Source organism: Profundibacter sp. (genome assembly GCF_056498605.1).
Window position 1 is genome coordinate 19,837 of sequence record NZ_JBSMEZ010000062.1, and the last position, 22,966, is coordinate 42,802.

At 57.3% G+C, this 22,966-nt stretch carries 27 protein-coding genes; 24 read left to right on the plus strand and 3 right to left on the minus strand.

Annotated features, from left to right (window positions below; genetic code table 11):
• Window positions 1-2: 2 nt before the first annotated feature.
• Window positions 3-1,046, plus strand: coding sequence for an aminotransferase class V-fold PLP-dependent enzyme (locus ACWB12_RS06435; RefSeq protein WP_479529239.1), 1,044 nt, complete (start codon window positions 3-5; stop codon window positions 1,044-1,046).
• On the opposite strand, the gene ACWB12_RS06440 is transcribed toward ACWB12_RS06435, so the two are convergent.
• On the minus strand, window positions 1,023-1,712 hold the full coding sequence (locus tag ACWB12_RS06440) for a DUF2726 domain-containing protein (protein WP_479529240.1): 690 nt from the start codon (window positions 1,710-1,712) through the stop codon (window positions 1,023-1,025). The two genes, ACWB12_RS06435 and ACWB12_RS06440, sit on opposite strands and share 24 nt — an antisense overlap.
• Window positions 1,713-2,072: 360 nt before the next feature.
• On the opposite strand from ACWB12_RS06440, the gene ACWB12_RS06445 reads away from it, so the two are divergent.
• The gene (locus ACWB12_RS06445) at window positions 2,073-2,306 is read left to right on the plus strand and encodes an acyl carrier protein (RefSeq protein WP_118942245.1); all 234 of its coding nucleotides are present in this window, start codon (window positions 2,073-2,075) and stop codon (window positions 2,304-2,306) included.
• Window positions 2,307-2,376: 70 nt separating this feature from the next.
• Window positions 2,377-2,895: a GNAT family N-acetyltransferase gene (locus tag ACWB12_RS06450; protein WP_479529241.1), complete on the plus strand. Its 519-nt coding sequence runs from the start codon at window positions 2,377-2,379 to the stop codon at window positions 2,893-2,895.
• Window positions 2,896-3,263: 368 nt separating this feature from the next.
• Here ACWB12_RS06450 and ACWB12_RS06455 read toward each other — a convergent pair whose 3' ends face one another.
• On the minus strand, window positions 3,264-4,286 hold the full coding sequence (locus tag ACWB12_RS06455) for a uroporphyrinogen decarboxylase family protein (RefSeq protein ID WP_479529242.1): 1,023 nt from the start codon (window positions 4,284-4,286) through the stop codon (window positions 3,264-3,266).
• 252 nt (window positions 4,287-4,538) lie between these two features.
• Here ACWB12_RS06455 and fabF point away from each other — a divergent pair, with 252 nt between their 5' ends.
• The 20 genes from fabF (at window position 4,539) to ACWB12_RS06555 (ending at window position 21,647) form a co-directional block, all read left to right on the plus strand.
• A complete protein-coding gene (gene fabF / locus ACWB12_RS06460) occupies window positions 4,539-5,801 on the plus strand; it encodes a beta-ketoacyl-ACP synthase II (protein ID WP_479529243.1) in 1,263 nt (420 codons plus the stop codon).
• Window positions 5,801-6,955 carry an endolytic transglycosylase MltG gene (gene mltG, locus ACWB12_RS06465; protein WP_479529244.1) on the plus strand — a complete coding sequence of 385 codons (1,155 nt, stop codon included), beginning with the start codon at window positions 5,801-5,803 and terminating at the stop codon, window positions 6,953-6,955. The genes fabF and mltG overlap by 1 nt, the downstream gene beginning before the upstream one ends.
• Before the next feature lie 307 nt (window positions 6,956-7,262).
• Window positions 7,263-7,604 (plus strand): hypothetical protein, encoded by a 342-nt coding sequence (locus tag ACWB12_RS06470; protein ID WP_479529245.1) that lies wholly within the window; start codon window positions 7,263-7,265, stop codon window positions 7,602-7,604.
• A complete protein-coding gene (locus ACWB12_RS06475) occupies window positions 7,540-8,883 on the plus strand; it encodes a DNA-packaging protein (RefSeq protein WP_479529246.1) in 1,344 nt (447 codons plus the stop codon). The genes ACWB12_RS06470 and ACWB12_RS06475 overlap by 65 nt, the downstream gene beginning before the upstream one ends.
• Window positions 8,884-9,009: 126 nt before the next feature.
• Window positions 9,010-10,182, plus strand: coding sequence for a phage portal protein (locus ACWB12_RS06480; protein ID WP_479529247.1), 1,173 nt, complete (start codon window positions 9,010-9,012; stop codon window positions 10,180-10,182).
• An 11-nt stretch (window positions 10,183-10,193) separates the two neighbouring features.
• Window positions 10,194-10,427: a GTA head formation protein, RCAP_rcc01685 family gene (locus ACWB12_RS06485; RefSeq protein ID WP_479529264.1), complete on the plus strand. Its 234-nt coding sequence runs from the start codon at window positions 10,194-10,196 to the stop codon at window positions 10,425-10,427.
• 20 nt (window positions 10,428-10,447) lie between these two features.
• A complete protein-coding gene (locus ACWB12_RS06490; RefSeq protein ID WP_479529265.1) occupies window positions 10,448-11,002 on the plus strand; it encodes an HK97 family phage prohead protease in 555 nt (184 codons plus the stop codon).
• Between the two features lie 35 nt (window positions 11,003-11,037).
• Entirely contained in the window at window positions 11,038-12,240 is a 1,203-nt protein-coding gene (locus ACWB12_RS06495) for a phage major capsid protein (RefSeq protein WP_479529248.1), read from the plus strand.
• 154 nt (window positions 12,241-12,394) lie between these two features.
• On the plus strand, window positions 12,395-12,994 hold the full coding sequence (locus ACWB12_RS06500; RefSeq protein WP_479529249.1) for a head-tail connector protein: 600 nt from the start codon (window positions 12,395-12,397) through the stop codon (window positions 12,992-12,994).
• The gene (locus tag ACWB12_RS06505; RefSeq protein ID WP_479529250.1) at window positions 12,991-13,329 is read left to right on the plus strand and encodes a head-tail adaptor protein; all 339 of its coding nucleotides are present in this window, start codon (window positions 12,991-12,993) and stop codon (window positions 13,327-13,329) included. Before ACWB12_RS06500 ends, ACWB12_RS06505 begins: the two co-directional genes overlap by 4 nt.
• The gene (locus ACWB12_RS06510) at window positions 13,326-13,736 is read left to right on the plus strand and encodes a DUF3168 domain-containing protein (RefSeq protein ID WP_479529251.1); all 411 of its coding nucleotides are present in this window, start codon (window positions 13,326-13,328) and stop codon (window positions 13,734-13,736) included. The genes ACWB12_RS06505 and ACWB12_RS06510 overlap by 4 nt, the downstream gene beginning before the upstream one ends.
• 88 nt (window positions 13,737-13,824) lie before the next feature.
• The gene (locus ACWB12_RS06515) at window positions 13,825-14,244 is read left to right on the plus strand and encodes a phage major tail protein, TP901-1 family (RefSeq protein ID WP_479529252.1); all 420 of its coding nucleotides are present in this window, start codon (window positions 13,825-13,827) and stop codon (window positions 14,242-14,244) included.
• The gene (locus ACWB12_RS06520) at window positions 14,241-14,567 is read left to right on the plus strand and encodes a gene transfer agent family protein (RefSeq protein WP_479529253.1); all 327 of its coding nucleotides are present in this window, start codon (window positions 14,241-14,243) and stop codon (window positions 14,565-14,567) included. The genes ACWB12_RS06515 and ACWB12_RS06520 overlap by 4 nt, the downstream gene beginning before the upstream one ends.
• Complete coding sequence (locus tag ACWB12_RS06525) at window positions 14,564-14,767, plus strand: rcc01693 family protein (protein ID WP_479529254.1); 204 nt, start codon at window positions 14,564-14,566, stop codon at window positions 14,765-14,767. Before ACWB12_RS06520 ends, ACWB12_RS06525 begins: the two co-directional genes overlap by 4 nt.
• Window positions 14,757-15,413 carry a phage tail tape measure protein gene (locus ACWB12_RS06530; protein ID WP_479529255.1) on the plus strand — a complete coding sequence of 219 codons (657 nt, stop codon included), beginning with the start codon at window positions 14,757-14,759 and terminating at the stop codon, window positions 15,411-15,413. Before ACWB12_RS06525 ends, ACWB12_RS06530 begins: the two co-directional genes overlap by 11 nt.
• Before the next feature lie 12 nt (window positions 15,414-15,425).
• Window positions 15,426-16,058 carry a phage distal tail protein, Rcc01695 family gene (locus tag ACWB12_RS06535; RefSeq protein WP_479529256.1) on the plus strand — a complete coding sequence of 211 codons (633 nt, stop codon included), beginning with the start codon at window positions 15,426-15,428 and terminating at the stop codon, window positions 16,056-16,058.
• Window positions 16,058-16,942 (plus strand): DUF2163 domain-containing protein, encoded by an 885-nt coding sequence (locus ACWB12_RS06540; RefSeq protein ID WP_479529257.1) that lies wholly within the window; start codon window positions 16,058-16,060, stop codon window positions 16,940-16,942. The genes ACWB12_RS06535 and ACWB12_RS06540 overlap by 1 nt, the downstream gene beginning before the upstream one ends.
• Window positions 16,942-17,382, plus strand: coding sequence for an NlpC/P60 family protein (locus ACWB12_RS06545; RefSeq protein ID WP_479529258.1), 441 nt, complete (start codon window positions 16,942-16,944; stop codon window positions 17,380-17,382). The genes ACWB12_RS06540 and ACWB12_RS06545 overlap by 1 nt, the downstream gene beginning before the upstream one ends.
• On the plus strand, window positions 17,382-21,293 hold the full coding sequence (locus ACWB12_RS06550; RefSeq protein ID WP_479529259.1) for a baseplate multidomain protein megatron: 3,912 nt from the start codon (window positions 17,382-17,384) through the stop codon (window positions 21,291-21,293). The genes ACWB12_RS06545 and ACWB12_RS06550 overlap by 1 nt, the downstream gene beginning before the upstream one ends.
• A gap of 3 nt (window positions 21,294-21,296) precedes the next feature.
• Window positions 21,297-21,647 carry a DUF7742 family protein gene (locus ACWB12_RS06555; RefSeq protein ID WP_479529260.1) on the plus strand — a complete coding sequence of 117 codons (351 nt, stop codon included), beginning with the start codon at window positions 21,297-21,299 and terminating at the stop codon, window positions 21,645-21,647.
• Here the strand turns inward: ACWB12_RS06555 and ACWB12_RS06560 are convergent.
• Window positions 21,589-21,927 carry a TraR/DksA family transcriptional regulator gene (locus ACWB12_RS06560; RefSeq protein ID WP_479529261.1) on the minus strand — a complete coding sequence of 113 codons (339 nt, stop codon included), beginning with the start codon at window positions 21,925-21,927 and terminating at the stop codon, window positions 21,589-21,591. The two genes, ACWB12_RS06555 and ACWB12_RS06560, sit on opposite strands and share 59 nt — an antisense overlap.
• An 85-nt stretch (window positions 21,928-22,012) precedes the next feature.
• On the opposite strand from ACWB12_RS06560, the gene cysE reads away from it, so the two are divergent.
• A complete protein-coding gene (gene cysE / locus ACWB12_RS06565; protein WP_479529262.1) occupies window positions 22,013-22,822 on the plus strand; it encodes a serine O-acetyltransferase in 810 nt (269 codons plus the stop codon).
• The last annotated feature ends 144 nt before the right edge of the window (window positions 22,823-22,966 follow it).

The following is a 22,966-nucleotide window of genomic DNA, read 5'->3' on the forward strand; positions in this document are numbered from 1 at the left end:
GGATGCGCACGGCAGGATATTTCAACGCGGCTAGCCACGGGGTTCCCGAGGCGGCTGTGTATGAGCGGATCGCCGAGTATCTACACTGTGAGGCCGAGATGGGGCCGGATGGTGCGGACGATCATTGGGCTGATCCGTTGCAGGATGTGCGGCGCCGTGCGGCCATGTTGCTGGGCGGTGCGCCTGACGAGATCGGGTTTTCCGCAACCACAACAACGGCTTGGTTGGCGATGCTGGCGCGGATGGATTTGGCTGGCAAGCGGGTGCTGGTGGCCCCGCATGACTGGGGTGATTTCTATCGGGCGCTGAAGCTGCGTGGCGATGTCACGGTCGAGGTGTTGCCCGCGTTATCAGGCGAGAATCCTGATCTGGAGGCATGGGCCGCGCGTATGGGTGATGACGTGGCCGCCCTGTTTGTGCCAATGGTCACGGCGGTTGGCGGTTATCGCTATCCAGTCGAGGCGATTGGGGCGCTACCACGACCTGAACAGATGAAATTCATTATCGACGGGGCGCAGGCGCTGGGGCAGATGCCGGTGGATGTGGGTCGGATCGGGTGCGATGTATTTGTAGCCACAGGGCGCAAATGGTTGCGCGGGCCACGGCAGGTGTCGATGGTTTGGGTGGGGGATGGTTGTGAGTTCACCGCCAGCGATCTGGAACCTGCGGACAAAAACAATGCGCTGTTGTTGGGGCTGGGCGTGGCGATTGACCATTTTCTGGATGTCGGGGCCGATGCGGTTCAGGCGCAAATCATGGCGCGCTCGGGTGCGTTGCGGGACTGGGCGAGAGCACATGACGTGGCTGTTGAAGCAGGGCAGACGGGGAGTGTGTCGCTGAAGCTGGGTGTTGAACAGGGTGCCGAGGCTATAAAGGCGCTGACCAAAGCCGGGATTGCGGCCAAACTGCTGAACGTCGGCCATTTCGAACCGCTGGCGTTTGGGGATGTGCAAGGGCGCTGGTTACGCCTGTCACCACATGTTTACACAACGGATGCTGATATCGAGGCGCTTCTTGCAGTTCTAACGAAAGCTTTCAGGGGTTAGACCGCTATCCTTGGGATTGGGCTGGATTGTTTTCAAAAGCTGTTTTTCCAAGTCTTCAGGACTGAAATCAGGCGTGACTTCAAGGAGTGGAACGCCCGCTTTGCGCAAAACTTCGCGTTTGACGGCATCGCGCATGAAGGTACCGGAGCGGTAATGTCCGCTACCTTGGTATTCGACTGCGCAAACCAGAATGCCCAATCTGTTGATCACGGTAAAGTCCAGCCGTTTGGAGTTTATCGACGCAAAAGCCCGCCTGTTGGCTTCGCGATCTGTGGAGCCTTTTTTCGGGCGAAGCACCTCGCCGAGGCTGGTTTGCGCCATCACGCGGTGCCCTTGGTTTAACTTTCTTGCAGCGCGTTCCAGCACAGGTAAGAGGCGGGATTCTTCTTTGTTTAGCAGGCGGCACGTTTCAAATTCTACCGCAGCGACGGCATCCATCTGGTTTTTGGGATTTGCCATATTTGGCGGGTACTTATCTTGCATGGTTGATGAATCACTTGCGCCGCGCCGCGCATTACCACGCCAGTTCTTGCGGTATTTCCTTATTTGGCGAGGTGATAGGAAAAGGTACATGAGCAAGATGACAACCAGTATCGCGATTGTGCCAGGTGGTAGAGCCGATAATTGCTTTTGGAGTTGTGCCAAGAGATCGGAACTGGAGAACATAATACACGGCTTTGCTGATTTAGAGAGGTAAGGGCGTTATAAGCGGATTGCCCTCGATAAATCAACCAATGCGTGATGGGCGAGTGATAACATCATGAATAGGGTGTAGGCGTGAACGGGCCCGTTCTTTTGTTTTGATCGCAAAACCTTGTAATCCAGCGTGCCTTGGCCCATCTTTTGCTTCAACTGCTGTAGCGAAAACATTTGCCTTAAGGGCGCGATGTGCTATAGGCGGCGCAGAATTCATCGGGGGCGCGTGTTGCGTTGATCGGTATATCCGTGAAAGCGGGGTTTGGGTGGTCCAGTCGGGCCATCTGAAAACAAAACGGGCAAGACCCTAAACGATAAAAGGAATAAACCATGAGCGACATCGCAGACCGCGTTAAAAAGATTGTTGTCGAGCACCTGGGTGTGGAAGAAGACAAAGTAGCTGAAAAAGCATCCTTCATCGACGATCTGGGCGCTGACAGCCTTGATACCGTTGAGCTGGTTATGGCTTTTGAAGAAGAGTTCGGCATTGAAATTCCGGATGACGCTGCTGAAACCATCCAGACATTTGGCGACGCTGTGTCGTTCATCACCAAAGCTTCTTAAGCTTTACGTGAAATTGAGTTTGGAAACGGCGTCCCACCGTGGGGCGCCGTTTTTCGTTGGAGGGTTGGGCATGATTCCGCAGATTGAGACAGAGCGGTTGGTGCTGGTGCCGCCTAAGCGTGCAGATTTCGCAGCATTGGCGCGGTTGTGGAGCCTGCCCGAGGTTTACCGCTTTATTTGGGGGGAAGCGCGGCCTAAAGCGCAAATGTGGGCCGCGTATTTGGCCAATGTCGGGGCGTGGACCGAGATGGGCTATGGCATGTGGGCCGTGAAGCGGCGTGATACGGGGGTATTGATCGGGCAGGTTGGTTTTCCTTGTGCGATGCGCGGGCATGGGGCTGGGTTTGACGAATACCCCGAGGCGGGTTGGTTGTTTGAGGCGGCGGGACAGGGGCAAGGGTTTGCCCATGAGGCAATGGAGGCGGCGCTGGGCTGGTATGACGGGTCTGGGCTGGCGGACCGGTGTGTGTGCATGATTGATCCGGCCAATACGGCGTCAATGCGGCTGGCGGACAAGCTGGGATTTGTTAAAACACGGCTGTCTGTGTTTGAAGGGGATGAGTTGCAGTTGTTTGAGCGGGTGGAGTGAAATGTTACGCGCATTTACCTATGCCATGTTTCTGGCGGCGGCAATTTTTGCTGCCTTATACTCTACTGCTGGTAAAGAACGGCAAGCCGCAGAGCATAGACGCAATTGTGCAGAGCAGCCCACAGAAAAATGTCTGGCACAAGTCGCAAGTGCGTTGGGGGCCACGGCCGTTAATGAATATTATATCGGTGTGGTTGTCGATAGTTTAATGCGAATGGGCTACATTGAGGAAGCGCAAAGCCTGTCTCGTCGAAGTGGGAAACCTAAAGTGGTTGAGGTAGAGCAACAATTTTCCCGAGGGTATTTTGCGCTATCTGCCGCTTTGCAGAAACCCAGTATAGAGCCGGTAACCGATGTGTTGCAAAAATTCATTGCGCAAAATGACGGGAGCCTAACGGATTTAACACTATTTCTTGCGGCGCTTGAATTACTAAAGCCAAAGTCGAATGAAACATTCGTCGCCTATAATGAGCAAGTTGAGTCGATGCGCGAGACGCGCGCATGGAAGGCTGCCTTTGCCTTGACCAAGGCACTTGAGGCGTTGCCAGCACATGAAATCCCGAGAATAAACGCGCGTAGACGCGATGTCCCCAGGGGTTTTCGTCCACCAGCCGTTTGATGGCGCGAATGGCGACGGTTTTGCAATTTTCAGGCCCGATAAAGAATGGCGAGCCGGAGGCGTCGGACATTTCAGCCCAGCCATTGGGGAAACGGGTGATAAAGTGGTCGATCCACGGTTGCAGGACTGTATCAACGATGTGATCCAGCAGTTCATTGGCAAAATCGGGGTCATGTACCAGATCGGCAAGCAGCGGTTCTTGGCCATAGATGTCGGCGGCCAGAGAGTAGGGGGCCGAGAGGTGCAGGACGGGCTCCAACCCTGTCAATTCTTCGGTGAAGCGGATGATGTCCTCGACGATCTTTGGAACGCCGGTGGTGAAATCAGGGGTTTTGAGGACGGTTTTGAAATTGTCTTTGTTGGTCAGGCATATTTCTGGGTCGGAGCCGGGCGGGAATTTATCGGGATACATCATCACTTGGCCCAAGGCCTCGGCGGTGAAGGCGTAGACCGGCCAACTCATATAGAGTTTGTTCATCCCCAGCAGGCGGCGGGTCAGCAGGGTGGTGCGCACGTAGCGTTTGGCGTCGCCTTTGTAAAACTCGGCGGAGTCGAGGCCATATAGGTCGTGCATGATGGTCAGGGTTAACAAGTTGACTGAGCCGCCGATATTGACCGCTTGGGTCGGGGCGGGTATGGCGAAGTTTGCGTCAATGTCGCCGTTGATTGCCGCGTCGAATACTTCTTTTAGACGGGATTTGGCGTTTCTGTCGCCGGATTGCCAGTCTGACAGCAGGTGCAGGCCTGCGGGGAAGGTGAGGGTTTTGGTCATCGGGCAATCCCTTTTCGCGCCAGTCCGGCATATTCCCCCATTCAAAGCAGGGATTCGGCAAATATCCGGCATTTGCGCGACAGAATTTGCGCGTTTTGCGGCAAGTGCTGTTCAATGCGGTTTTCCCTGTAAACCTGTTCAGGTCGTAAATCTGGGTGTATCCTTGCGGATTGCGCCAGATAGGCTTGCCGAACTGGGTTGGGGCGGGGTAATAGGGCTGTGAGCAGAAAAAGAATACTATTGGGGGATAATATGCGCCGAGTTGTCGTTACAGGTTTGGGAATGGTTACGCCGCTGGCTTGCGGGGTCGAGGAGACCTGGAGCCGGTTGATTGCGGGCGAATCCGGTGCGGGCACCATCACGCGGTTTGATGCGGGGCATTTGCAGACCGATTATGCTTGTGAAATTCCGCTGGGCGATGGCACGGACGGCACGTTTAACCCTGATGATACGATGGCTGCCAAGGACCGGCGCAAGGTGGATGATTTCATCCTGTATGGCATGGCGGCGGCGGATCAGGCGGTGAAGGATGCCGATTGGCAGCCTGAGGACGAAGAGAGCCTATTGCGCACGGGGGTGATGCTGGGGTCGGGGATTGGTGGATTGCAGTCGATTGCCGAGACCGCGATCACGCTGAAGGAACGTGGCCCACGCAGGGTTTCGCCGTTTTTCATTCCGGGATCGTTGATCAATCTGGCCTCAGGTCAGGTTTCGATCCGGTACGGGTTCAAAGGGCCAAACCATGCGGTGGTGACGGCGTGTTCCACCGGCGCACATGCGATTGGCGATGCGGCACGGCTGATTATGCTGGACGATGCAGATGTGATGATTGCGGGGGGCACCGAAAGCCCGATTTGCGAGATCGGCATTGCCGGTTTTAACGCCTGCAAGGCGCTGTCGACCCGCCGTGGCAATGATCCTAAATCCGCCAGTCGCCCCTATGACGAGGACCGCGACGGGTTCGTTATGGGTGAGGGGGCTGGTGTAGTTGTTCTGGAAGAATACGAGCACGCCAAGGCGCGTGGGGCCAAGATATATGCCGAGATACTGGGGTATGGGCTGTCGGGGGACGCGTATCACATCACAGCACCTGCGTCGGATGGCGATGGTGGGTTCCGGTCTATGTCGGCGGCATTGAAACGTGCCGGTATGACGCCTGCGGATATTGATTACATCAATGCGCATGGCACATCCACAATGGCGGATACGATCGAGTTGGCTGCAGTTGAGCGGCTGATGGGGGATGCGGCGTCGGGTGCGACTATGTCGTCCACCAAATCGGCGATTGGGCATTTGCTGGGCGCGGCTGGCGCTGTCGAGGCGATATTCTGCATTCTGGCGATGCGCGACCAGATTGCGCCACCGACGCTGAACCTTGATACATTGCCTGAAGGCATCAAGCTGGATCTGGCGCCAAAGGTGGCGGTGAAGCGCGAGATCAATGTGGTGTTGTCGAATTCATTCGGGTTTGGGGGCACCAATGCGAGCCTCGTTATGGGAAAGGTGACTGTCTGATGTGGCGTCACATTACATCAAACTTCCTGTCGCTTTTGGTGGTGCTGCTAGCTGTTTCTAGCGGTGTTATTCTGCTGGGGCAGAGTAAATACAAAGAGGCCGGTCCATTGACCCAAGCGATCTGTTTGCGGGTCGAGAGCGGTAGCAACATGCGCAAGGTGTCCGAGGATTTGGCCAGCCGCGGGGCGGTGAGCAGTAGCACGATTTTTCGCATGGGGGCGGATTATTCGGACAAGTCGCATTCTTTGAAAGCGGGGAGTTTTCTGGTGCCCGAAGGGGCGTCAATGGTTGAGATCGTCGACATTGTGACGCGGGGCGGCAAGAACACTTGCGGCACTGAGATTGTTTACCGCGTCGGGGTCCGGCGCAACCAATTACAGGTGCGCGAGTTGGACCCCGAGACCAACAAATACGTTGAAAAGGTGGTTTTCATCCCAGCTGAGGACGAGGTTCCTGCGGCGTATACCGAGACCCGCGCCGAGGCGGATGTGCGGTTTAGGATTGCTGTGGCCGAGGGTGTAACCAGTTGGCAGATCGTTGAGGCGCTGAAGGCTGCTGATTTTCTGGAGGGCGAGGTGGCCGAGGTGCCCGCCGAGGGAATGTTGGCACCGGATAGTTATGAGGTGCGGGCTGGCGATAGCCCTGCGTCGGTGTTGGACCGGATGCAGACGGCGCAGGTGGCTATTCTGGATGCGGCATGGGAGGCGCGTGCTGCTGACTTGCCGCTGGCAAGCAAAGAAGAAGCGCTGGTGCTGGCGTCCATCGTTGAAAAAGAGACCGGCATCGCGGCGGAGCGTCCTCAGGTGGCGAGCGTGTTCATCAACCGGCTGAACCAAGGCATACGTTTGCAAACCGATCCGACGGTGATTTATGGCATCACCAAGGGGCAGGGCATTCTGGGGCGTGGATTGCGCCAGAGCGAGCTGCGGCGCAAGACTGATTATAACACCTACCAGATTGACGGCCTGCCACTGGGGCCGATTGCCAATCCGGGCAAGGCGGCAATTGAGGCGGCATTGAACCCTGATGCGACCGAATTTATTTTCTTTGTGGCGGATGGCACGGGCGGGCACGCCTTTGCCAAGACCTTGGCTGAGCATAACAAGAATGTGGAACGCTGGCGGGCGATCGAGGCGGAGCGTAGTAATAACTAGGGTATTGGCGCTAAGGCGCTGTGTTGTAAAGGTTTTGTTAACCCTATCGCACGGTCGGAGGCGCACAACCTGAGCGATTATTCTTGACTTTGCGAACGCTCCAGGGTACACCTTGTGGCAAGCTAGAAGAAGTGGGCAAGCAGTCGAGGGGAAACTCTGCGGCTGCTTTTCCATTTCTCTTGTGCGGTTCTAAAGCAATTTGCAATTTACCTGAATCATAATTCACCTCAAGAGTAGGCGAATTATGATGCTTGTTTATTTTGCTGAATGCAAAGCGCTATATGCATGAGAGGCGAATTCAGACCATATGACAATTAATACACCCCTAGGGGAAGACGGTAGCTCGGAAGAAATTCTTCTGATTGCCGAGAAGCATTTCGACCGGATGCTACGCCGGACCGAAGAAATAATATCAACGCTTGATGACGAGAACACCGAGGCCTCGAAGGCGGCGGCGGGGTGTGTTCGTGATTTGGGCAAAGCAATGCAAACCGCATTCGGAGAAAGGGCAACTCTTGAAAAGCTCCGCAAACATAACGCAGGGATCGTGCACGACTACGCGCTCGATTTTGACGCGGCACGCGATGAGATCGGGCGCAGAATGGCTCGCTTGCGCGACGCCCAAGATTCAGCAGAAGTTTCTGAATGATCTGGGCGAGAACGAGATATTGGCGCTGCCATATCTGTTCGAGTTCTGGGCATTCGAGCATCAGTTGCCACCTGATGGGGATTGGCGCACCTGGGTAATCATGGGGGGGCGCGGCGCGGGGAAAACCCGCGCTGGTGCCGAGTGGGTGCGCAGCGAGGTTGAAGGATCACGACCCAAAGATATCGGCCGGTCGCGGCGCGTGGCGCTGGTGGGGGAAACTATCGAGCAGGCGCGTGAAGTGATGGTGTTTGGTGAAAGCGGGATACTCGCGTGTTCGCCACCGGATCGCCGACCTGAATGGCAAGCAACGCGCAAGCGGTTGGTATGGCCGAACGGGGCTGTGGCGCAGGTGTTTTCGGCGCATGACCCCGAGAGTTTGCGTGGGCCGCAGTTTGATGCGGCTTGGGTGGACGAACTGGCCAAGTGGAAGAAAGCCGAGGAGGCGTGGGATATGCTGCAGTTTGGTCTGCGGCTGGGCGACAACCCGCGCCAATGCGTGACGACAACGCCCAAGAATGTGTCGGTGTTGAAAGGGATATTGGCCAATTCCACTACGGTGGTGACCAAGGCTCCGACCGAGGCGAACCGTGCCTATCTGGCGGCGTCGTTTCTGGAGGAGGTGCGGGCACGATATGCGGGCACACGGCTGGGGCGCCAAGAACTGGACGGGGTGCTGCTGGAGGATGCCGAGGGGGCATTATGGACCTCGGCGATGCTGGAAGATTTGCGGCAAGAGGAGGCCGGTGATTTGTCGCGCATTGTTGTGGCGATTGATCCGCCGGTGACGGGGCACAAGGGATCAGATGAATGCGGGATCATTGTGGTTGGGGCGAATTGCGAGGGCAATCCGTCGGATTGGCAGGCGGTGGTGTTGAAGGACGCATCGGTGAGTGCGGCCAGCCCTGCGGCTTGGGCGCGGGTCGCAATTGCGATGATGCAGGAATACGGCGCTGACCGGTTGGTGGCCGAGGTTAATCAGGGCGGTGACATGGTCGAATCCGTGATCCGGCAGATTGATCCTTTGGTGCCATACCGGTCGGTGCGCGCCTCAAAGGGCAAGATTGCGAGGGCCGAGCCTGTGGCGGCGTTATACGAGCAGGGTCGGGTGCGGCATCTGCGGGGTTTGGGTGATCTGGAGGACCAGATGTGCCGGATGACCACGCGCGGCTATGAAGGCAAGGGCAGTCCTGACCGTGTCGATGCACTGGTCTGGGCAATGCATGAATTGATGATCGAACCAGCAGCGAAATGGCGCAGGCCGAGGGTTCGGGGGTTATAGTTTCTTTTTCGTCTAAATATCCGCGCCGCAGGCAAGAAAACTATTATGCCTGCGGCGCGGATATTTGGGCCGTTTGGAAATGGCGAAAATAACTGGATTTGATGAAGAGACGAGGAGCTACTTCTTATGGCGTTTAATTTCTTTCGAAAGGGTGCGGACGTGCCCGAGCAAAAGGCCTCGGCGACGGGGCCTGTGGTGGCGTATCACGGAGCGGGGCGCGTGGCGTGGAGCCCGCGGGATGTGGTTTCATTGACCCGCACGGGTTTTTTGGGCAATCCGGTCGGGTTTCGCTGTGTCAAGCTGGTGGCTGAGGCCGCCGCAGCGCTACCGTTGGTGTTGCAGGATCGGGAGCGGCGCTATGACGAGCATCCGGTGTTGTCGTTGATCCAGAGCCCGAACGGGGCGCAGGGGCGGGCCGAGTTGTTCGAGGCGTTGTATGGCCAGTTGTTGTTGACGGGCAATGGTTATCTGGAAGCAGTGCCGGATGATATGGGCGCGCCGGTAGAATTGCATGTGTTGCGCAGTGACCGGATGAACGTGGTGCCTGGCACTGATGGGTGGCCTGTGGCCTATGAATATGCGGTGGGTGGCAAGAAGCACCGGTTTGATATGACCGGAGAGGCCCAGCCGATTTGCCATATCAAAACGTTTTCGCCGCAGGATGATCATTACGGGTTTTCGCCAATGCAAGCGGCGGCCAGTGCGGTGGATGTGCATAACAGCGCATCACGCTGGAGCAAGGGATTGTTGGACAATGCTGCACGGCCATCGGGGGCGATTATCTATCGTGGGTCGGACGGGCAGGCATCGTTGACAGCGGATCAGTATGACCGGTTGGTTGACGAGATGGCAAGCCAGCATCAAGGGGCAGCCAATGCGGGCCGGCCAATGTTGCTGGAGGGTGGACTGGATTGGAAGCCAATGGGGTTTTCGCCATCCGACATGGAATTCCAGAAGACCAAGGAAGCGGCGGCGCGCGAGATTGCGATTGCTTTTGGTGTGCCACCGATGTTGCTGGGGATCCCTGGTGATGCGGCTTATGCCAATTATCAGGAAGCGAACCGTGCGTTTTACCGTTTGACGGTGTTGCCGTTGGCAACCCGCGTGGCGGCGTCGGTTTCGGAGTGGTTGGCGCAGCTTGGTGGTGATCGGGTGGAGTTGAAACCTGATCTGGATCAGGTAACGGCGCTGTCGGCAGAGCGGGACAACCAGTGGAAGCGGGTCAGTTCAGCGACATTCTTGACGGATGTGGAAAAGCGCAACCTGTTGGGGCTGCCAAAACTGGCGGATGATGAATGACCGATGGAAAAATGCACGCGAGCGGGTCGCGGTTTTTATACGACAGTTTTGATGCCGCCACGGCGAGGATCGAGGCCAACGAGCGGGTGACAGCGTTGCAATTCGAGGCGTTGTCGCAAAGGCTGGCGCGGATTGAGGGGATGATCGAGCGGTTGGAAAAGCGGCTGTGGTTGGCGGTTTACGGCGTGGTAGGCGTGGTGTTGGCCCAAGGCGTTATTTCTCTGATTGAAGCAGCACCCAAGTAGGGAAAAGAAACATGAATTCAATGGATTACGAGGCCGGATTAGAACGAAAGTTCTGCCGGATGGAGAGCGGTGTGACCGTTACGGATGGCACATTGATCGAGGGATATGCCAGTTTCTTTGGCAAATGCGATCAGGGTGGTGATGTGGTCGAGGCGGGTGCGTATGCTGCATCTTTGGCCACGCTTGCCCAAAAAGGGCGCACAGTGAAGATGCTCTGGCAGCATGACCCGACCCAACCTATCGGGATTTGGGACGAGGTACGTGAGGACAGAAAGGGTCTGTATGTGAAGGGCCGTTTGTTGCTGGACGTGGCCAAGGGGCGCGAAGCTGCGACCTTGATCGAGGCGGGAGCGATTGACGGTTTGTCGATCGGCTATCGCACCAAAAAGGCACATAAGAATGGCAAGGGCCAGCGGCTCTTGGCTGAACTGGAGCTGTGGGAGGTGTCACTGGTGACGTTCCCCATGCTGCCGGAAGCGCGGGTGGGGGCGAAGGGCGACAACCTGGATGCCGATGCTCTGCGTGATTTGGCAGGCGTGATTAATGACGCCCGCCACATGCTGGCCCGCAACTGAGCCAGCGATCTAACCTCACTGTATAGGATGTGAAAATGAGCAAAACCGACCGAAAGGCTCGGGACGTTGGTGTTGTGCCAACGGACCTGTCTCCGGCTGCCGAGGTGAAGACCGCGATGGCCGGTTTCGTGAATGATCTGAACGAGTTTCAGGACAACCTGAATTCTAAACTTAAACAACAAGAAGAGCGATTGACCATGCTGGACCGCAAGACAATGACCCACTCCCGCCCTGCACTTTCTGCAATGGCTGAAACCGAAGCCCCGCACCAGAAAGCGTTTAACGCTTATCTGCGCTCGGGCGATGATGATGCGCTGCGCGGTATCGTTCTGGAAGGCAAAGCCATGTCTACCGCCGTATCTGCGGATGGTGGTTATCTGGTGGATCCGCAAACCGCGGAAACCATTCAGTCGGTGCTGAATTCCACAGCGTCCTTGCGCTCGATTGCCAATGTGGTGAACGTCGAGGCGACATCTTATGACGTGCTGATTGACCACACTGATGTGGGGGCCGGTTGGGCGACTGAAACCGATCCGACTGCTGAAACCGGCACGCCAACGATTGACCGTATCACCATTCCGCTGCATGAGTTGAGCGCCCTGCCAAAAGCAAGCCAACGCCTGCTGGACGACAGCGCATTTGACATCGAGGGCTGGCTGGCTGGCCGTATCGCCGACAAGTTTTCCCGCGCTGAAGCTGCTGCGTTTGTTTCGGGCGATGGTGTGGACAAGCCAACGGGTTTCCTGACGCATACGGCTGTAGATGATGCAACCTGGACCTGGAATAATCTGGGCTATATCGCCACCGGTGTTGATGGTGATTTCGACGGTTTAACTCCTGCGGATGCGATCATTGACCTTGTTTACGCGCTGGGTGCGCAGTATCGCGCCGGTGCGACGTTCATCATGAACTCGAAAACTGCTGGCGCGGTTCGTAAGATGAAAGACGCAGATGGCCGTTTTCTGTGGTCTGATGGTCTGGCCGCAGGCGAGCCTGCACGTCTGATGGGCTATCCTGTGCTGATTGCCGAGGATATGCCTGATATCGGGTCCGACGCCACCGCAATTGCCTTTGGTGATTTCGCTTCGGGTTACACCGTTGCCGAGCGTCCTGATCTGCGGGTTCTGCGTGATCCGTTCAGCGCCAAACCACATGTTCTGTTCTATGCAACAAAACGTGTTGGTGGTGACGTGAGCGACTTTGCCGCGATCAAACTGCTGAAATTCTCGATCGCCTAACGGTTATCGAGAGTGGCCATCCCCCATCACTTGGGGGGTGGCTAAATGGGCGTGCGCCAATGATTTCGTGTTGTCTAGCTGCTCCCCTCCGTCCGAGCAATGCGAATGGCGTGCGCCCGCCTATTTTGGGGGCGTTATATACCGGAGAATTTCCATGATGTTAGTCGAGCAGACAACAGTGCCCACATTGGCGCTGCCGATTGCCGAATTCAAAGACCACTTGCGGATGGGCACGGGGTTTGCCGATGATGCGGTGCAGGATACGGTGTTGGAGAGTTATTTGCGGTCTGCCATGGCGGCGATCGAGGCCCGCACCGGCAAGATTTTAATCGAGCGCAGTTTCATGTGGTCAGTGACCGCGTGGCGGGCGTTGGGCGAGCAGGCGTTCCCTGTGGCACCCGTGAGTTCGATTGGCGAGGTGCGGATGCTGGACCGGTTGGCGGTGGTGACGGTGATTGATCCGGTGCGATACAGCCTGCAAAAGGATGACCATCGCCCGAAACTGATCGCGGTTGGAGGTAGTTTACCGACGATCCCGATTGGCGGCAGTGCCGAGGTGATTTTTGACGCCGGGTTTGGGGCGGCGTGGGGGGGGTTACCTGCGGATGTGACCCATGCGGTGATGCTGCTGGCGGCGCATTATTATGAGCACCGTGATGTTGGCGGTGCAGGTGGGGATGTGATGCCTTATGGGGTGACCAGCCTGATCGAGCGCTATCGCACGGTTCGTATTCTGGGCGGGGGTGCGTCATGAGTGTGCCCATTTTGAACCGCAAGCTGGTGTTGGAGGATGCGGTGCAATTGCCGGATGGATCTGGCGGGTTTGCCGAAAGCTGGGTGGCGTTGGGCGAGATGTGGGGCGAGGTGAAGGCGGGCACGGGGAGCGAGAAAGCCGGCGAGTTTGTCACCGTTTCAAGTGTTCCGTACCGCATCACCGTGCGGGGTGCACCTGTGGGTGCGCCATCGCGCCCAAAGCCAGACCAGAGGTTTCGCGAAGGTAGCCGTCTGTTTCGTATCAAGGCGGTGACAGAGCGCGATCCGCAGGCACATTACCTGACCTGTTTTGCGTATGAGGAGGTGTTGTCATGAGTTACGGGGTTTCGGCGGCTTTGCAGGCCGCGATCTATCAGCGTTTGATGGGCGACACGGCATTGACCGCTTTGGTCGGCACCGCGATCTACGATAATGCGCCGTCGGGGGCGGTTGTTGGCACTTACGTCAGTCTTGGTCCTGAAGATGTGCGAGACCGGTCGGACAAGACCGGATTTGGTGCGCTGCATATGATCACCATCAGCGTGATTACGGATGCGGCTGGGTTTCAGGTGGCCAAACAGGTTGGTGCTGCGGTGAGTGATGCGTTGCAGGGGGCCGAGTTGGTCCTGTCGCGCGGCGCACTTTGCTATATCAACTTTGATCGCGCCACGGCGCGGCGGGTTGGCACCGGTGAAACGCGCCGGATTGATCTGCGGTTTCAGGCGCGGGTTGAAGATAATTAACGATCATCGGTGTTGCCCATCAAGCCCGTCAGGGGCTGATGAGTGGCTGGATGCAATGACCTAAATTTCTAAAATTGGAGTGACAGCTATGGGTGCCCAAAACGGCAAGGACCTTTTGATTAAACTCGACATGACCGGTGGTGGTTTGTTCGAGACCATTGTGGGGCTGCGTGCCACACGGATCAGTTTTAACGCCGAAGCGGTAGATGTGACCAGTCTGGAGAGCCAAGGCGGCTGGCGGGAACTTTTGGGCGGGGCTGGCGTGAAGTCAGCATCGATTTCAGGCTCGGGCGTCTTTAAGGACGCGGCCACGGATGAGCGCGCGCGCCAGATTTTCTTTGATGGTGAAACGCCAATTTTTCAGGTGATTATTCCTGAATTCGGCATCATTGAGGGCGCGTTCCAGATGACGTCGATTGAATATTCCGGCAGCTATAATGGTGAGGCGGCTTATGAGTTGAGCATGGCGTCCGCCGGTGCGCTGGTATTCATACCTGTTGCGCCATGACGAACCCCTGGGCTGGTGAGGTGGCGTTGACGCTGGATGGGGTCGCGCACAGTTGCAAACTGACGCTTGGGGCTTTGGCCGAACTTGAGGCGTCCTTGGAAACAGGGACGCTGATTGGCATGGTTGAACGTTTTGAAAGCGGTCAGTTCAGCACCCGCGATGTGCTGGCGTTGATTGTGGCTGGACTGCGTGGCGGCGGCTGGCAGGGTCGTGCGAGCGATTTGCTGTCGGTTGAAATCGCGGGTGGTCCGGTCGAGGCGGCGCGGGTGGCGGCAGAGCTGTTGGCGCGGGCGTTCTCAATGCCGGATGTTACTGCACCATGAACGGATTTGACTGGCCCGCGTTGATGCGGGCGGGGTTTCGCGGGCTGGGATTGCGGCCAGATCAGTTCTGGCAGCTGACCCCAGCCGAATTGATGCTGATGCTGGGCGAGGGGGAAACGGATGCGCCGATGGGCCGTGCGCGGCTTGAGGAATTGGCGCAAGCGTTTCCGGACAAGATGGAGAAAGATCATGACAAGTGAAGTGGACGGATTTGACGATCAAGTCGCGGCCCTTGAGACAACGATGGGCAGTGCCACAGCAATGACGGCGGCCTTTGATGGCGAGTTATCAAAGATGCGGGACAGTCTGACCACCACAAACCGCGAGGTTGATGTTTTGTCCAAAGGCATCAGCCGCGGGTTGAAGTCGGCCTTTGACGGGTTGGTGTTTGACGGGCTGAAGTTATCGGACGCCTTGGGCAAGGTGGCGGAGTCGATGATCAATACGACGTATAACGCCGCGATCACGCCGGTGACCAAGCATTTTGGCGGTTTGATCGCCAACAGTATTAGCGGGTTGTTTGGCGGTGGTTCCCTGTTCGAGAAGGGCGGCAGTTTTAGCCAAGGTCGGGTGATGCCGTTTGCCAATGGCGGGGTTGTCAGCGGGCCGACGGTGTTCCCGATGCGCGGGGGAACCGGATTGATGGGCGAGGCCGGCCCCGAGGCGATCATGCCGCTGACACGCGGGATGAATGGGCGTTTGGGGGTTGAGGCCAATGGCGGGGCGGCGCCTGTGAATATCACGATGAACATCAGCACGCCTGATGTCGAAGGGTTTCAGCGCACGCAGGGACAGATTGCAGCACAGATGGCACGCGCTATGGGGCGCGGGCAACGTAACCGTTAGGAGGGCAGTGCTATGGGTTTTCACGAAATAAGGTTTCCGGCCAGTTTAAGTTTCGGGTCAATTGGTGGCCCAGAGCGGCGCACCGAGGTTGTGACGCTGGCCAACGGGTTTGAGGAGCGCAACACCCCCTGGTCCCATTCCCGCCGCCGCTATGACGCGGGATTGGGTATGCGGTCACTGGATGATGTGGAGCTGATGATCGCGTTTTTCGAGGCGCGGCAGGGTCAGTTATTCGGATTTCGCTGGAAGGACTGGGCGGATTTCAAGTCGGGCAAGGCTTCGGTTGATCCGTATTTCGAGGATCAGGTATTTGCAATCGGTGACGGGGTGACGGCGGCGTTTGCTTTGAACAAGACTTATGCATCGGGCGAAGGTGTATATGTGCGCCCGATCACCAAGCCTGTGGCGGGCTCAGTGAAGGTGGGTATTCAGGGGGATCAATTGCAGGAGGCCATCCATTTTGATGTGGATACGACCACCGGCATGGTCACCTTTGATCATCCGCCGGACGAGGGTGTTGAAGTCACGGCAGGTTTTGAATTTGATGTGCCAGTGCGGTTTGACACTGACCGGATCCAGACATCGGTTGCCAGTTTCCAGGCGGGGCAAGTGCCCAATGTGCCTGTGGTGGAGGTGCGGGTCTGATGGCGCTTTCAACAGAGTTTCAGGCGCATCTGGCCACGGGGATTACCACTGTGTGCCGATGCTGGGCCGTGGTACGCCGTGACGGGTCGGTGTTCGGGTTCACTGATCACGATCTGGCGCTTTCGTTCGAGGGTGTCGAGTTCAAGGCCGATACTGGTCTGACGGCTAAGGCATTGCAGCAGACTTCGGGTTTGGCAGTGGACAACACCGAGGCGCTGGGGGCGCTGTCGGATTCGTCGATCACCGAAGAGGATATTGCGGCGGGCCGGTTTGACGGGGCCGAGGTGCGGGCGTGGTTGGTGAACTGGGTTGATCTGGACCAGCGCGCTTTGCAGTTTCGCGGCACGATTGGCGAGTTGCAGCGCAGTGGTGGCGCGTTTCAGGCAGAGCTGCGCGGGTTGACCGAGGCGCTGAACCAGCCGCAGGGGCGGGTGTATCAGAAGCCTTGCACAGCGGTATTGGGAGACAAGGATTGCCGGTTTGCATTTGATGTGCCGGGCTATGTGACGGAACTGCCTGTCGAATTGGTCGAGGATGAGCGTGTTTTCCGGTTTGCCGATATGGCTGGGTTTGACCCACGCTGGTTTGAATACGGGCGCTTTGAGGTCTTAAGCGGCGCTGCCGTCGGGTTGGTCGGGTTGATCAAGAATGACCGCGTGACGGATGATCATCGGGTGATCGAGCTGTGGGAGGGCCTGCGTGCCGACATTACAACGGGTGATTTGGTGCGTATTGAGGCGGGGTGTGACAAGAGGGCTATGACCTGCCGTTTGAAATTTAACAATTTCCTGAATTATCGCGGGTTTCCGGACATTCCGGGTGAAGACTGGTTGATGTCTTATCCGACGCGCAGTGGAGTCAATAATGGCGGGAGCCTGAACTGATGGCAGATGTCGGGGAGCATGTGGCCACGCTGGCGCGGGGCTGGATTGGCACGCCGTATCGGCATCAGGCCTCGGCCAAGGGGGCGGGGGCAGATTGTCTGGGGCTGCTGCGTGGGGTGTGGCGCGAGCTGTATGGCGAAGAGCCGGAAGCGGTGCCAGCCTATACGTCGGATTGGTCCGAGCCACAGGGTGAGGAGCGTCTGTGGCGGGCGGCACTACGTCATTTGCTGGTGCAGCAGGGGGCAGCTGTTGGTGACTTGCTGCTGTTTCGCATGCGGGCCGGTGGCATTGCCAAGCATTTGGGGATAGCGGGCCGGGTTGGCCCAACCCCGACTTTTATTCATGCCTATACGGGGCACGGGGTGGTTGAGAGCCCCCTGAGCACCCCGTGGCAGCGCCGCATTGTGGCGCGATTTGCGTTTCCCGAGGAGGGGCTCTGATGGCGACTATTGTTTTATCATCGATCGGTTTTGCGGCGGGTGCGTCTGTTGGCGGCGCTGTTCTGGGGCTGTCGAGTGCGGTGATTGGCCGTGCTGTGGGGGCGACGCTGGGACGGGTGCTGGACCAGCGGATCATGGGGGCAGGGTCGCAAGCCGTGGAAACGGGGCAGGTGGATCGGTTCCGGCTGACGGGGGCATCCGAGGGGGCGTCTGTCGGGCAGGTATACGGCCGTATGCGTATTGGCGGGCAGGTGATCTGGGCGTCACAGTTTGAAGAAAGCAGCACCACGACGGGCGGGGGCAAGGGGGCGCCGAGCAAATCCAAGACTACCGCCTTTAGCTACACCGTCAATCTGGCGATTGCGCTGTGCGAGGGCGAGATCACACGGGTGGGCCGTGTTTGGGCCGACGGGATCGAGATTGCGCGGGATGATCTGAATATGCGGGTTTATTCCGGGTCTGAGGACCAGATGCCGGATCCGAAGATTGAGGCGGTCGAGGGGGCAGGATTGGCCCCTGCCTATCGCGGGATTGCCTATGTGATGTTGGAAGATTTGCCGATGGGGCAGTTTGGCAACCGGATACCGCAGTTTACCTTTGAGGTATTGCGTCCTGCACAGGACGCAGATGAGGGTGATATTGCGCAGGCGGTTCAGGCGGTGGCGTTGATCCCTGGAACGGGTGAATATGCATTGGCAACGACGCCTGTGCATTATTCGGCGGGGTTCGGGGTGAACCGCACAGCGAATATGAACACCCCATCGGGCAAAACGGATTTTGTGACGTCGTTTGAGGCGTTGGGCGAGGAGTTGCCCAATTGCGGGTCGGTTTCATTGGTGGTGTCGTGGTTCGGGGATGATTTGCGCTGTGAGGCGTGCAGCATCCAGCCGAAGGTTGAGCAAAAGGTGGATGATGGGACTGGCATGCCTTGGAGTGTGTCGGGGGTTTCGCGCGGGGCGGCTGCGGAGATTGCCAAGGTTGACGGGCGATCCGTTTATGGGGGCACGCCGACGGATAAATCGGTGTTTGAGGCGATTGTGCATATGAATGATGCGGGCAAGGGGGTGGTTTTCTATCCCTTTATCCTGATGGATCAGTTGGAGGGGAACACAAAGTGGGACCCTTATACTGGGGAGGCGGGGCAACCTGCGCTGCCTTGGCGTGGGCGGATCACATTGTCGGCGGCGCCGGGGCAGGGTGGATCACCTGACGGAACCGCAGGTGCGGATTTCGAGGTCGCGGCGTTTTTCGGGACGGCGGTGGTAGGGGATTTCACGTCTTCTACGAACGGGGTTTCCTATAGCGGGCCTGCGGAGTGGTCGTACCGGCGCTTTGTGCTGCACTATGCGCATCTGTGTGCCGCTGCGGGTGGGGTCGAGGCGTTTCTGATCGGGTCTGAATTGCGCGGGTTAACACAAATCAGGGGGGCTGGCGGTAGTTTTCCTGTAGTCGAGGCGTTGCGTGTGCTGGCGGCGGATGTGCGCAGCATACTGGGGGCGGGCACCAAGATTTCATATGCGGCGGACTGGTCCGAGTATTACGGCTATCAGCCGCAGGATGGCAGCAATGACCGGTTGTTCCATCTGGATGCGCTGTGGGCCGATGTGAACATCGACTTTATCGGGATCGACAACTATATGCCGCTGTCGGATTGGCGCAAGGGGTATGAGCATCTGGATGCAGATGCGGGTGCGATTTACAATCTGGATTATCTGAAGTCGAACATCATGGGGGGGGAAGGGTATGATTGGTATTACCATTCGCCAGAATCCCGCGAGGCGCAAATTCGCACCCCGATTACGGATGTTGAGCACGGGGAGCCGTGGATTTATCGGTTTAAGGACATCAAAAGTTGGTGGTTGAGTTCACACCACGAACGCATTGGCGGGCTTCGCCAGAGTAGCCCGACAGCGTGGGAAGCGGGATCAAAGCCGATCTGGTTTACTGAATTGGGCTGTGCTGCGGTTGATAAGGGCACCAATGAGCCGAACAAATTTGTTGACCCGAAATCATCGGAGTCCAGCCTGCCGCGGTATTCGGATGGCACGCGGGATGAATTGATCCAGATGCAGTATTTGCGGGCGATGGCGCAATTCTGGGCAGCACCCGAAAACAATCCTGTGCATGATGAAACGGATGTGCAGATGCTGGATATGGGGCATGCGCATGTCTGGGCGTGGGATGCGCGACCATTTCCGTATTTTCCTAACAACCAGGAACTGTGGAACGACGGCGAAAACTATGCACGAGGCCATTGGTTGAACGGGCGCACGGCGGCGCGCTCTTTGGCGTCGGTGGTCGCTGAAATATGCGAGCGATCCGGTGTGGAGCAGTATGATGTGAGCCGTTTGTTCGGCTATGTTCGCGGCTACACAGTATCCGGGGTTGACGGGGCGCGTACTGCTTTGCAGCCATTGATGCTGGCATATGGGTTTGATGCGGTGGAGCGCGACGGGGTTTTGATATTCAAAAACCGTGACGGGCGGGAAACGGCGGTGGTTCCAGCCGAAAAACTGGCTGTGGTGGCAGAAGCCAGCGGGTTGATCGAGACATTGCGGGCACCTGCGGCCGAAGTGGCCGGGCGTATCCGTCTGAATTATGTGGATGCAAACGGTGATTATGAGGTTCGGGCAACCGAAGCTGTTTTTCCGGACGAGGCGACATTCGCGGTTTCGCAATCGGAATTGCCATTGGCGCTGACGGCCACCGAAGGGCGGGCCGTAGTGGAGCGCTGGTTGGCTGAATCGCGAATTGCGCGGGACGGGGCGCGGTTTGCTTTGCCACTGTCGGAACTGGCGCTGGGCGCGGGGGATGTGGTGCGGCTGCCTAATGAGGATGGCAAGGCGTTATACCGGCTGGACCATGTGGAGCAGGCCGGCGCGCAGATGATCGAGGCGGTTCGGGTCGAGGCGGGGGTTTACCTGCCAAGTGACAGGGTCGAGGAGGAGGGCACTGTGCGGGCGTTTACGCCTGCGGTTCCGGCCTATCCATTATTTCTGGATCTGCCGTTGATGCGTGGTGACGAGGTGGAGCATGCACCGCATGTGGCGATCACGGCTACGCCGTGGCCTGGTCCTGTTGCGGTATACAGTTCGGCGACAGATGACGGATATGGGTTGAACCGTTTGGTCGAGGCATCATCGGTTATTGGTGTGACCGAGACATCTATGGCTGCTGCATTGCCCGCCTTGAAGGACCGAGGGGCGGCTCTACGGGTGATGGTATTTGGCGGGGATTTATCATCGGCCAGTTGGGCCGAAGTATTAAACGGGGCCAATTTGGCAGCGATTGGTGATGGAACGTCGGACAATTGGGAGTTGTTCCAGTTTGCTGATGCAACATTGGTCGCACCTGACACCTACGATCTGACTTTGCGGTTGCGCGGTCAGGTCGGATCGGACGGGATAATGCCGGTGGAATGGCCGGTGGGCAGCCAGTTTGTGTTGCTGAACGGGGTTCCCGAGCAGATTGAACTGGCCACCAGTGAGCGCGGATTGTCACGTCATTACCGGATTGGCCCTGCGGCGCGCAGTTATGATGATCCTTCATATATGCATATTCAGGCGGCGTTTCAGGGGATCGGGTTACGGCCCTATTCGCCAAGTCACCTGAACGCGCTGGGCGATGTTGGTGCGGATATTGCGGTGTCGTGGGTACGACGCACACGGATTGACGGGGATAGCTGGGAGTCGGTCGAGGTGCCATTGGGCGAGACTGGCGAAAGTTATCTGGTGCGGGTGATGGACGGGGTGACTGTACTGCGAGAGGATACGGTGGTGGCTGAAGAGTGGACCTATTTGGCGGCAGATCAGGTGGCAGATGGGGTGGTGGCCCCGTTCCAGATTGCCGTTGCACAGATATCGAACCGGTTTGGGCCTGGCGTATTTGAGCAGATCGAGGTTGCGAGCTAGGTTGTGCGTCCCGTTTTGCATGGGGATGTTATAGCTGCCGCGCGTGTGCTGTTGCAGGTGCCAAAAATGGATCGCCGTGCCATGATGCGCCAATTGTTGGAGCAGGCAAGTGTTGCGGACCAGTTTCGCAAACGATTGGGGCGGGGGCATCCTGTCTGGGGGAATGGCAGCCTGATGGCGGTGGCAATGGGGCGTCCATTGATGCGCGAGCCGTTTCTGGATGATCCCGACTATTGCCGCTGTCTGGTTGTGGTGTTCGAGACGCTGATCCTATGGCGAAGCGAGCGGGCGGCATTCAACCGGCCGCGCAGGTTATACAGGTCGGCACAGTTGGATCAAGTTCCAGCCGTTTAAGGGGAATATCCTCGCCGCAATTGGTGCAATAGCCGTATTCACCATCATTTATACGGGCAAAAGCGGCGTCAATACGCAAGGATTGCTGACTGCGCCGCGTTTGTGTGGCCTTGGCCATCGCCTGCTGTTGTAAAGCGTCCATGCGGCTAAGGCGACCAACGGATTGCTGATCGAGCATCACGGTTTTCTGGCTGTCCTGTGCGATGTGATCTTGCAAGAGGAGTGTTTTGCGCAAGTCTTTCAGTAGACTGTGAAAATGGCCAAGCTGCTTATTATTCATTTTGTGAATACCATCAATCAGGGCTTTCATCTTGGCGTGCGGTGCCTATCTGTTATAAAGCAAGACAGGCACCAAGGATACAATGATGAAAAATGCGCGCACGAAATTGGTAGAAGTCGATCCGGTCTGGGAGCGGATTTGCAGTGAGGCAACCGAGGCAGTTCAGAACGAGCCGCTATTGGGGGGGCTGATACATTCATCGGTTCTGCACCACCCGACGCTGGAACGGGCCTTGGCGTATCGTGTGTCGTTGAAATTGGCATCAGGCGAGATGTCAGAGCAGATTTTGCGTGAAATTACGGATGAGGCGTATGAGACATCGCCTGAATTGGGGCAGATGGCACGGGCCGATTTGGTGGCGGTTTTTGAACGCGATCCGGCGTGCCACCGCCTGTTGCAACCACTGCTGTATTTCAAAGGCTTTCAAGCAATACAGGCCTATCGCATTGGTCACTGGTTGTGGGGAAATGGACGGCGCGACATGGCGTATTTTTTCCAGATGCGGATATCTGAAGTATTCGGGATAGATATTCACCCCGCAGCTAAGATCGGGCAGGGGATCATGATCGACCATGCCCATTCAATTGTCATTGGCGAAACGGCTGTAGTCGGTAACAATGTATCAATGCTGCACTCGGTGACGCTGGGTGGCACGGGCAAGGAAGATGATGACCGACACCCCAAGATTGGCAATGGTGTTTTGATTGGCGCGGGGGCCAAAGTGTTGGGCAATATCGACATTGGAGACTGTTCGCGGATTGCGGCGGGATCGGTCGTATTGCACGATGTTCCGGCGCGTAAAACTGTGGCGGGTGTGCCTGCTAAAATTATTGGGGATTCCGGTTGTGACCAGCCATCGGTGACGATGGATCAATTGCTGGGCGGAAACGGCTGATTGTTCGAATAGTGAAAGAATAGGCGCGAGGCATAGGGCCTGTTGACGTTTAGGGATTCCCATTCTGTTTAAGTTCTGATTCAATGTTGCAAACAAAAGGAGAGCAGCTTTGATACGAACGGTTTTAACAGATAATCAATGGAC

What these genes read in the sequence shown, in the direction of transcription:
- ACWB12_RS06435 (WP_479529239.1), top strand. Translation starts at nt 3, where the DNA reads ATGCGCACGGCAGGATATTTCAACGCGGCTAGCCACGGGGTTCCCGAG.
- ACWB12_RS06440 (WP_479529240.1), bottom strand. Translation starts at nt 1,712, where the DNA reads ATGTTCTCCAGTTCCGATCTCTTGGCACAACTCCAAAAGCAATTATCG.
- ACWB12_RS06445 (WP_118942245.1), top strand. Translation starts at nt 2,073, where the DNA reads ATGAGCGACATCGCAGACCGCGTTAAAAAGATTGTTGTCGAGCACCTG.
- ACWB12_RS06450 (WP_479529241.1), top strand. Translation starts at nt 2,377, where the DNA reads ATGATTCCGCAGATTGAGACAGAGCGGTTGGTGCTGGTGCCGCCTAAG.
- ACWB12_RS06455 (WP_479529242.1), bottom strand. Translation starts at nt 4,286, where the DNA reads ATGACCAAAACCCTCACCTTCCCCGCAGGCCTGCACCTGCTGTCAGAC.
- fabF (WP_479529243.1), top strand. Translation starts at nt 4,539, where the DNA reads ATGCGCCGAGTTGTCGTTACAGGTTTGGGAATGGTTACGCCGCTGGCT.
- mltG (WP_479529244.1), top strand. Translation starts at nt 5,801, where the DNA reads ATGTGGCGTCACATTACATCAAACTTCCTGTCGCTTTTGGTGGTGCTG.
- ACWB12_RS06470 (WP_479529245.1), top strand. Translation starts at nt 7,263, where the DNA reads ATGACAATTAATACACCCCTAGGGGAAGACGGTAGCTCGGAAGAAATT.
- ACWB12_RS06475 (WP_479529246.1), top strand. Translation starts at nt 7,540, where the DNA reads ATGAGATCGGGCGCAGAATGGCTCGCTTGCGCGACGCCCAAGATTCAG.
- ACWB12_RS06480 (WP_479529247.1), top strand. Translation starts at nt 9,010, where the DNA reads ATGGCGTTTAATTTCTTTCGAAAGGGTGCGGACGTGCCCGAGCAAAAG.
- ACWB12_RS06485 (WP_479529264.1), top strand. Translation starts at nt 10,194, where the DNA reads ATGCACGCGAGCGGGTCGCGGTTTTTATACGACAGTTTTGATGCCGCC.
- ACWB12_RS06490 (WP_479529265.1), top strand. Translation starts at nt 10,448, where the DNA reads ATGGATTACGAGGCCGGATTAGAACGAAAGTTCTGCCGGATGGAGAGC.
- ACWB12_RS06495 (WP_479529248.1), top strand. Translation starts at nt 11,038, where the DNA reads ATGAGCAAAACCGACCGAAAGGCTCGGGACGTTGGTGTTGTGCCAACG.
- ACWB12_RS06500 (WP_479529249.1), top strand. Translation starts at nt 12,395, where the DNA reads ATGATGTTAGTCGAGCAGACAACAGTGCCCACATTGGCGCTGCCGATT.
- ACWB12_RS06505 (WP_479529250.1), top strand. Translation starts at nt 12,991, where the DNA reads ATGAGTGTGCCCATTTTGAACCGCAAGCTGGTGTTGGAGGATGCGGTG.
- ACWB12_RS06510 (WP_479529251.1), top strand. Translation starts at nt 13,326, where the DNA reads ATGAGTTACGGGGTTTCGGCGGCTTTGCAGGCCGCGATCTATCAGCGT.
- ACWB12_RS06515 (WP_479529252.1), top strand. Translation starts at nt 13,825, where the DNA reads ATGGGTGCCCAAAACGGCAAGGACCTTTTGATTAAACTCGACATGACC.
- ACWB12_RS06520 (WP_479529253.1), top strand. Translation starts at nt 14,241, where the DNA reads ATGACGAACCCCTGGGCTGGTGAGGTGGCGTTGACGCTGGATGGGGTC.
- ACWB12_RS06525 (WP_479529254.1), top strand. Translation starts at nt 14,564, where the DNA reads ATGAACGGATTTGACTGGCCCGCGTTGATGCGGGCGGGGTTTCGCGGG.
- ACWB12_RS06530 (WP_479529255.1), top strand. Translation starts at nt 14,757, where the DNA reads ATGACAAGTGAAGTGGACGGATTTGACGATCAAGTCGCGGCCCTTGAG.
- ACWB12_RS06535 (WP_479529256.1), top strand. Translation starts at nt 15,426, where the DNA reads ATGGGTTTTCACGAAATAAGGTTTCCGGCCAGTTTAAGTTTCGGGTCA.
- ACWB12_RS06540 (WP_479529257.1), top strand. Translation starts at nt 16,058, where the DNA reads ATGGCGCTTTCAACAGAGTTTCAGGCGCATCTGGCCACGGGGATTACC.
- ACWB12_RS06545 (WP_479529258.1), top strand. Translation starts at nt 16,942, where the DNA reads ATGGCAGATGTCGGGGAGCATGTGGCCACGCTGGCGCGGGGCTGGATT.
- ACWB12_RS06550 (WP_479529259.1), top strand. Translation starts at nt 17,382, where the DNA reads ATGGCGACTATTGTTTTATCATCGATCGGTTTTGCGGCGGGTGCGTCT.
- ACWB12_RS06560 (WP_479529261.1), bottom strand. Translation starts at nt 21,927, where the DNA reads ATGAATAATAAGCAGCTTGGCCATTTTCACAGTCTACTGAAAGACTTG.
- cysE (WP_479529262.1), top strand. Translation starts at nt 22,013, where the DNA reads ATGAAAAATGCGCGCACGAAATTGGTAGAAGTCGATCCGGTCTGGGAG.